Source organism: Salinigranum sp. (genome assembly GCF_041641895.1).
Classification (GTDB): Archaea; Halobacteriota; Halobacteria; order Halobacteriales; family Haloferacaceae; genus Salinigranum.
On record NZ_JBEPXO010000123.1, the window covers coordinates 1 to 7,769 of the forward strand.

Sequence of the window (7,769 nt, forward strand, 5' to 3'; positions counted from 1 at the left end):
CTCAACTTCGTCCCCTCCATCACCATCGCGCTCATCGGTGCGGGCTACTACGCGACCGAGGTGACGCTCGGGCGGCGGCTCGAAGTCGCCATCGGCGCCGTCGGGCTGCTCGCGATCGTCGTCCCCTCGCTCGTCTACGTGGGGTGGACCCGCCGGTACTCGCTGGAACACCGGGTCGTCGAGGCGCTCGTCCCGTTCATCCAGGCGATCGCCCGCGTCGTGCCGCGGATCACGGTCCCGACGGCCGAGGGTCTCGAACGGCGCATCACCGGCTTCTTCCGCGCCATCGAGCGAGTCGCCGCCAGCCCTCGGAAACTGGCGGTCGCGCTCGCACTCTCCTCGCTCGGCTGGGGGCTCCAGATGGTCGCACTCTGGCTCGCCTTCGTCGCCATCGGGGAGCCTATCGCTCTCTCCATCGCGCTGTTCGTCGTCCCCATCGGGGCCATCGCGGGCGTCACACCCCTGCCCGGCGGGGCCGGCGGCATCGAGTGGACGCTCGCCGTCCTCATCGCGGCGGCCTCGCCCGCGGTCGGGTTCAAGATCGCGACGGCGGGCGTCATCCTCTTCCGGGGGTTCGTCTACTGGACGCCGGTGCTCCTCGGCGGAACCGTCCTCGGGACGACCGGTGTCGGGAGCCGGTTCTAGCGGCGGAGACGTGTGAGACCCCGGCACGCGGCCGGTGTGATACGATGGGTTTAAACGCCGTCCTCGGGAATTACCGCGCATGGTAACCCTCTACGACGTCCCGGCGGACGACCTCATCGAGGCGGTCGCCGAAGAGCTCGAAGAGCGAATCGAGCAACCGGCCTGGGCAGAGTTCACGAAGACCGGGTCCGGCCGTGAACTGCCACCCCAGCAGGACGACTTCTGGTACGTCCGTGCCGCCTCGCTCCTGCGCAAACTGGCCATGGACGGCCCGAAGGGCATCGACCGGCTCTCGACGGAGTACGGCGGCAAGAAGCGCGGATCCACCCGCTACCGGGTCGCGAAGGCCGCCAAGTCGAGCGGCTCGAAGAAGATCATCCGCACCATCCTCCAGCAGCTCGAAGAGGAGGGGATGGTGACGACCGTCAAGGGCGAGGGGCGACGCATCACCCCCGAGGGACAGAGCTTCCTCGACTCCGTCGCCGGGGAGGTCCTCGAATCGCTGGACCGACCGGAACTCGAGCGCTACGCCTGAGCAGGGCGCTCGTGAACGCCACGTCCGCCGGTCCCGCCGACGCGCCGGCGCACCGGTTGATCCTCGTCTGAGGGTCCGTAACCGTTTTTTGTCGTAACCGCGAAGACGCGTGTATGAGTGGCACACCAGACGACGACAGGCTCGAAGAGCTCCGTGAGAAGAAGATGCAAGAACTCCGGGAGCAACAGCAGGGCGGCGGCGGCGCGAGTGCCGCCGACGAGGAGGCCCAGCAGGCCGCCCAGGAGCAGGCGGAGGCCCAGAAACAGGCGCTCCTCAAACAGCATCTCACCGACGGCGCGCGCCAGCGGCTCAACGCGGTGCAGATGTCCAAGCCCGACTTCGCCGACCAGGTCGAACGACAGCTGGTGGCGCTCGCCCAGAGCGGCCGACTCCAGAGCCGCATCGACGAGGAACAGATGAAGAGCCTCCTGAAGGAGATGCAGCCCGACTCCAAGAGCTTCGACATCCGTCGCCGGTGATGGAGCTGGCGCTGTTGTACAGCGGCGGCAAGGACTCGACGCTGGCGGCGTTGCTCCTCGACTCGTTCTACGACGTGACGCTCGTCACCGGTTGGTTCGGCGTGACCGACGACTGGCGGCACGCTCGCGAGGCCGCGGAGGCGCTCGGCTACGGCTTCGAGCGCGTCGAACTCGACCGGGGTGTCGCCCGGAAGGCGGTCGATCGGATGCACGCCGACGGCTACCCCCGACACGGCATTCAGCAGGTCCACGCCCACGCGCTCGAACGGGTCGCAGAACTCGACGTGACCGCCGTCGCCGACGGAACCCGCCGCGACGACCGGGTACCGACGGTCTCTCGGGCACAGGCGCAGTCGCTCGAGGACCGCCACGGCGTCGACTACCTCTCGCCGCTGTCGGGGTTCGGTCGACGAGCCATCGACCGCCTCGTCGAGCGCTGCCTCGAGGTCGAATCCGGCCCGAGCGGCGAGATAAAGAAGGCCGACTACGAGTCGGAGCTCCGTACCCTCCTCGCCGAACATCACGGCCCCGAGGCGGTCGAGACGGTGTTCCCCGACCACACCCAGACGCGCGTGCGCGGGCTGAAAGAGTGACGTGAACGGAGGGGCAGTGGGGAGGCCAGCCCGGGCAAGCGGCGGAGCGTGACGGCGCCGGTCGGACGGCCGCTCGTCGGCCTCGGGTTGCACGTGCGCCGTGAACGCTCTTGCCCGCGGTGGGAGTAACTCCGTCGGTGCAGCGTCTCTCCGACTCGGTCGACATCGGCAAGCAGGTGACCGAAGAGTTCACTGAGAAGAACGTCTCGTTCATGGCGGCGGGCATCGCGTACAACGCGTTCGTCTCGCTGGCGCCGCTTCTGGTCCTCCTCCTGCTCGTGGCTTCGATAGTCGGAGGCGGGCTCCAGAGCCGGCTGGTCACCGTCGCCGAAGCGTCGCTCCCGCGCCCAATCGCGGACGCCGTCGGTCAGATATTCGCCGCGGACACGGCGACCGGGGTGTCGGTGGTCGGCCTCGTCGTCCTCCTCTGGGGGACGCTCAAGATCTTTCGTGGACTCGACACCGCGTTCTCGGAGATCTACGAGACGGACGAGGGAGACTCGTTCGTCGACCAGCTCGTCGACGGGAGTGTCGTCCTCGTCTCGCTCGTCGTCTCCGTCGTCGCTACGGTCGCGGTCACGACGCTGTTCTCGGCCGTCGAGAGTCGGATACCGCTCCTCGGTACTCTGACACCGGTCGTGCTCGCCGTGGGTCTCGTCGTCGCCTTCACGCCGATGTACTACCGGTTTCCGGACGCCGAACTTGGCTGGCGGGACGTCCTCCCCGGGACGGTGGTCGCCGCACTCGGGTGGACGGCGTTGCAGGGTCTCTTCCAGGTGTACCTCCTCTTCAAGAGCGGCGGGTCGGGGGGCTTCTTCGGCGGCGTCATCCTCGTGGTCACCTGGCTCTACTTCTCCGGACTAGTACTGCTCGTCGGCGCCGTTCTGAACGCCGTCGTCAGCGGCCACGCGTCCGGCGCAGCCGGCGGAGTCGGACGCGGTGCCGCGGACGGGGACACCGTCGAGACCCGGTCCGAGCGGTCGCTCGGACGGGTGGAACTGGCCGCGTACCTCGGGTCGCTCCGCGAACAGCTCACCGGGTGCGACACCGCGACGGGGCCCACGGGGACAAGTGGCCCGGACGGTCGCGGCGGGAACGATCCGACACCCCCGACGCATCGGGAGAACGCATCACCCGAAGAGGTCGAAGTCGTGGAGGCGACCCGGACCGAGGCCGACGGGGGCGGGCGCGAGCGGACGGTCACGCTCCGCTGGTGGACCGACGGCCCCGCGGACGACTGAGGCTCCCGGGTCGTGAGCGCGGGCACGAGCGGACGGCCGCCGGCACGAACCCGAACGGCTTTTCTCCTCCGCGGAGACCACCCGGATAGATGGTCCTCGGCTCTCTCGCACTCTCCCCCGGCATCGGTTACGCCGTCGCCGCCGCGTTCGTCTGGGGGACGTACATCTTCGCGCTGAAGCGCTACTTCGCCGGCTACCCGGGGACGGTCCTGACCGTCGTCGTCAACGCCGTCGCCGTCGCGTGGTACCTCCCGCTCGCGGTGCCGCGCGTCCGGGGGTCGACACTGCCCACGGCAGCCTCGCTCGGGGCGTGGGAGGTCGGCGTCGTCGTCGGTACCGTCCTGGCGACGGCGGCCGCCTTCCTCGTGTTCCTCCGTGCGCTGGACGCGGGCGAGGTGTCGTACGTCACGCCCATCAACAAGATCGTCCCCGTCTTCGTCCTCCCCATCGAGGTGCTCCTCCTGCACCAGCGGCTGACCCCGCTGCAGGTCGTCGGCGTCGTCGTCGCCACGCTCGCGGTGTACGTGGCGAACTACCGGCGAGGGAGCCTACTGGACCCACTCCGGAAAGCGGCGACGGCACGGCCGGCACAGCTCGCGCTGGTGAGCGCCGTGTGCTACGCCGTCAGCGACGTGGGGAAACGGCTCGCACTCCAGGAACTGGGCATCCCACCCGAACTCTGGGTGCCGACGCTCCTCCTCGGCGTCCTCGTCGTCGTCCTGCCGCTGGCGCTCCGCGAGTGGGTGTCGGTTCGGAGCGACCTGCCGAAGTTCGCCGTCGCGGGGGCAGGGGTCGCCGTCGGCGAACACGTCACATCGCTGGCCTTCCAGCAGGTGCCCGCGAGCATCGCCTCGCCCATCATCAACACGCAGGCCATCGTCGCCGTGCTGCTGGGCGGTATCCTCCTCCGCGAACGGGCGTTCGCCACGCGCCTCGTCGCGGCCGCCCTCGCGGTCTGTGGCGTCGGCCTCATCGCGCTGTGAGTGGTGAGTGAGCACAAGGCTGATGCCGCTCCTGTGGCGGATTCGAGACGATGCCCGAGTGGTCACGCAGAGCCCTCCTCCGGACCGGCACCCTCGCCGGCCTCCTCGGTGTCGGCTGGTACGTCGCGGAGCGCCCGCACTGCCGGCCCGCGCTCGATCCGTACTGGACCTTCCGCGGGAGACACTACGCGCCCGTGGTCCCGGCCGACGACGGCGTCCTCGTCGCTGAAGGCCACCGGGTCACCGGGGGGTCGCGGTTCCGACTCGCCCTGCTGACGCCCGGCGGCGGCCAAGCGCGGTGGGCGACGGTGGTCGAGGGCGGCGGGTTCGGCGCTCCCACCATCGACGGGGAGTCGGTCTACGTCGGGACGGGCCGCGACACGGTGCTGTCGCTCGACGTCCGGACCGGACGCGTCGAGTGGACCTACGAAACCGGCGGCGTCGAGGAGTACGGCGGCGGCGCGTGGGGGCGGCCACTGGTCGCCGACGGACGCGTGTACGTGGGTGTCTCGTACTCGGACGACCCGAACGCGGACCCCGGTGACGCCGGGGAGTACACCCACCGGGTCGTCGCGCTGGACGCGCGCGACGGGACGGAGCGGTGGGGGACGACGGTGACGACCCCCGTGCTCGCGGGACCGGTCCGGGTCGCAGACACCGTCGTCGCCGGGTCCGAAGACGGCATCCTCCGCGGGTTCGACCCGGATACGGGCGACGTCCGGTGGGAACTGACGCTGCCCGACAGACTCAGCCACCGGCCGGTGGTCGTCGGCAGGGACGGTCTGACGCTCGTCGCCGACGACGGCACCGCGGCGTACGTGGACGTGCCGGGCGGGGCGATGCGGCGGACGGAGAAGGTCGTCTGGGGAGCGACGGCTGTCGCTCACGACGGCGGGACGCTCTACGTCGGGGGCGAGTCGGGACGGGTCGTTGCACTCCCCGCGACACCGTCGACGGACCTCCGCAGGTGGCCCGAGCGGTGGGAGTACGACGCCGGCGTCCGCGTCGGTGGCGTGACGGCCGGCGAGTCGGGCGCGCTCGTCGTCGACCAGTCCGGCCACCTGCACCGACTGACCGGCGACGGCCGGCGGGAGACGCGCGTCAGGGTCGTCGAGAGGACGGACGACCGCTGTGGCTGGATTCCCGACCACCACCTCGTCACCGGCGCCGTCCGCTGGCGGGGGACGCTGTTCGTCTCCAGCGAGTGGTGGGTCCGAGCGGTCGACGCCGACCGGGCGTGACGGCTGGAGCGGGCCGGCAGAGGGTCCGGGTTCAACAGGTTCAAGCGCGCGAACGGAGAACCGACGCGCATGTACGACCGACTGAAGGGGTTCCGTGACTTCTACCCCGAGGAGATGACCGCCCGGCGGGAGGTGCTCGACACCGTCGAGGACACCGCCACCCGGTACGGCTTCCGCGAGGTCGGGACGCCGGCCCTGGAGCGGACCCAGATGTACGTCGACAAGAGCGGTGAGGAGATCGTCGAGGAACTGTACACCTTCGAGGACAAGGGAGGGCGGAACGTGGCGCTGACGCCCGAACTCACGCCGACGGTCGCGCGGATGGTCGTCGCGAGGGGGCAGGAGCTGTCGAAGCCCATCAAGTGGGTCTCGACGCGACCGTTCTGGCGCTACGAGCAGGTCCAGCAGGGGCGGTTCAGGGAGTTCTACCAGACGAACGTCGACGTGTTCGGCTCGTCCGAACCGGACGCCGACGCCGAGATACTCGCGTTCGCCGCCGACGCCCTGACGAACCTCGGCCTCTCGGGCGAGGAGTTCGAGTTCCGCGTCTCCCACCGCGACATCCTCGGCGGCCTCCTCGCGTCGATGACCGGCGACGGGGGGAGCGAGATAGACGTCCGCGAGGCCATCCGGGCGGTCGACAAGTCCGCGAAGGTCGAACGGAACGAGTACTACGACCTGCTGCACGACGCCGGCCTCTCGTACGACCAGGCCCGCGAGTTCGACGACCTCCTCTCGAGCCAGGACCTCGACGCCCTCGTCGACTTCGCCGGCACCGACCGCGTCGAGTCGGCCGTGCAGAACCTCCGGCGGGTGCTCGACGCGGCCGCGGACTTCGGCGTCCGCGACCACTGCACTCTCTCGCTGGAGACGGCTCGCGGCCTCGACTACTACACCGGCGTCGTCTTCGAGTGCTTCGACACCACCGGCGAGGTCTCTCGGGCCGTCTTCGGCGGCGGCCGCTACGACGACCTCATCGAGTCGTTCGGCGGTCAGCCGACGCCCGCGGTGGGCGTGGCGCTCGGCGACGCCACCCTCCAGTTGCTCTGTGAGCGGGCGGGCGTCTGGCCGGAGGAGGAACTCGCGACCGACTACTACGTCCTCACCGTCGGCGACACGCGCGACGTCGCCGCCCGCATCGCGCGTGACCTCCGGGCGCGCGGTCACGTCGTCGAGACCGACCTCTCCGACCGGGGGTTCGGCTCGCAGCTGTCGTACGCCGACGGCATCAACGCCGAGACGGTGGTCGTCGTCGGCGAGCAGGACCTCGCGAACGGCGAGGTGACGGTGAAGGAGATGGCGTCGGGCGAGCAGACGACCGCGCCCGTCGACGGATTCCCCGGCGAGCACGACGCACCCCGGTACGACGACTTCGCTTGACCGCACCCGGGCGGTCGGACGGTGAGAACCGGCGGGGCGTTTAACACCTCCGGCGGCGTCTGCGGTCACATGTACGACACGATACTCCTCCCGACGGACGGGAGCGGTCCGAGCGAGGCCGCACGCGACCACGCGCTCGGCCTCGCGGCGGCGTACGGCGCGACGCTCCACGTCATCTACGTCGTCGACGACGACGCGCTCCGCGCCGCCCGAATCGACTCCGACGTGGTCGTCGAAGGGTTCGAAGCGGAGGGCGAGTCCCTCGTCGGCCAGGTGGCGGCTGCGGCAGCGGAGGACAGCGTCGACTGTGAGACGGCGGTGCTGCACGGCCACCCACACGACGTAATCGTCGAGTACGCGACCGACCACGGCGTCGACCTCGTCGTGATGGGGACCCACGGCCGCCACGGCGTCTCGCGGTTCCTGCTCGGGAGCGTCACGGAACGGGTCGTCCGGACCAGCGACATCCCCGTGCTCACCGTCCGGAGCGAGGACGAGGACATCGAGAGCGAAGACGGGGGCGACCAGGCTAGCGAGGCCGTCGAAGACGGTACCTGACGCGGAGACGCTTGGGTCGCGCGGTTCAGAAGTCGTCGAGTCGCATCTGGTCCGGCGAGAGCCCCCCGGGTTCCTCGGCGCCGAGGAGGCGCGGGAGCGCCGTGTTCGCGAACG

The 7,769-nt window shown here is 70.2% G+C and carries 9 protein-coding genes; all 9 read left to right on the forward strand.

Features of this window, described 5'->3' with window-relative positions:
* Window positions 1–645 (forward strand): lysylphosphatidylglycerol synthase domain-containing protein (locus tag ACESK5_RS18155; protein WP_372912992.1); only part of this gene is annotated, 645 nt, incomplete at its 5' end.
* A 79-nt stretch (window positions 646–724) separates the two neighbouring features.
* Window positions 725–1,180 (forward strand): 30S ribosomal protein S19e, encoded by a 456-nt coding sequence (locus ACESK5_RS18160; RefSeq protein WP_372912993.1) that lies wholly within the window; start codon window positions 725–727, stop codon window positions 1,178–1,180.
* A 113-nt stretch (window positions 1,181–1,293) separates the two neighbouring features.
* Entirely contained in the window at window positions 1,294–1,659 is a 366-nt protein-coding gene (locus ACESK5_RS18165) for a DNA-binding protein (RefSeq protein WP_372912994.1), read from the forward strand.
* Window positions 1,659–2,252 (forward strand): alpha hydrolase, encoded by a 594-nt coding sequence (locus tag ACESK5_RS18170; protein ID WP_372912995.1) that lies wholly within the window; start codon window positions 1,659–1,661, stop codon window positions 2,250–2,252. The genes ACESK5_RS18165 and ACESK5_RS18170 overlap by 1 nt, the downstream gene beginning before the upstream one ends.
* A gap of 137 nt (window positions 2,253–2,389) precedes the next feature.
* Window positions 2,390–3,493, forward strand: coding sequence for a YihY/virulence factor BrkB family protein (locus ACESK5_RS18175; protein ID WP_372912996.1), 1,104 nt, complete (start codon window positions 2,390–2,392; stop codon window positions 3,491–3,493).
* Between the two features lie 89 nt (window positions 3,494–3,582).
* Window positions 3,583–4,476 carry an EamA family transporter gene (locus ACESK5_RS18180; RefSeq protein ID WP_372912997.1) on the forward strand — a complete coding sequence of 298 codons (894 nt, stop codon included), beginning with the start codon at window positions 3,583–3,585 and terminating at the stop codon, window positions 4,474–4,476.
* 50 nt (window positions 4,477–4,526) lie between these two features.
* Entirely contained in the window at window positions 4,527–5,717 is a 1,191-nt protein-coding gene (locus tag ACESK5_RS18185; RefSeq protein ID WP_372912998.1) for a PQQ-binding-like beta-propeller repeat protein, read from the forward strand.
* 69 nt (window positions 5,718–5,786) lie between these two features.
* Window positions 5,787–7,097 carry a histidine--tRNA ligase gene (gene hisS / locus ACESK5_RS18190; protein WP_372912999.1) on the forward strand — a complete coding sequence of 437 codons (1,311 nt, stop codon included), beginning with the start codon at window positions 5,787–5,789 and terminating at the stop codon, window positions 7,095–7,097.
* A 69-nt stretch (window positions 7,098–7,166) separates the two neighbouring features.
* Window positions 7,167–7,655: a universal stress protein gene (locus ACESK5_RS18195; RefSeq protein ID WP_372913000.1), complete on the forward strand. Its 489-nt coding sequence runs from the start codon at window positions 7,167–7,169 to the stop codon at window positions 7,653–7,655.
* Window positions 7,656–7,769 lie beyond the last annotated feature (114 nt).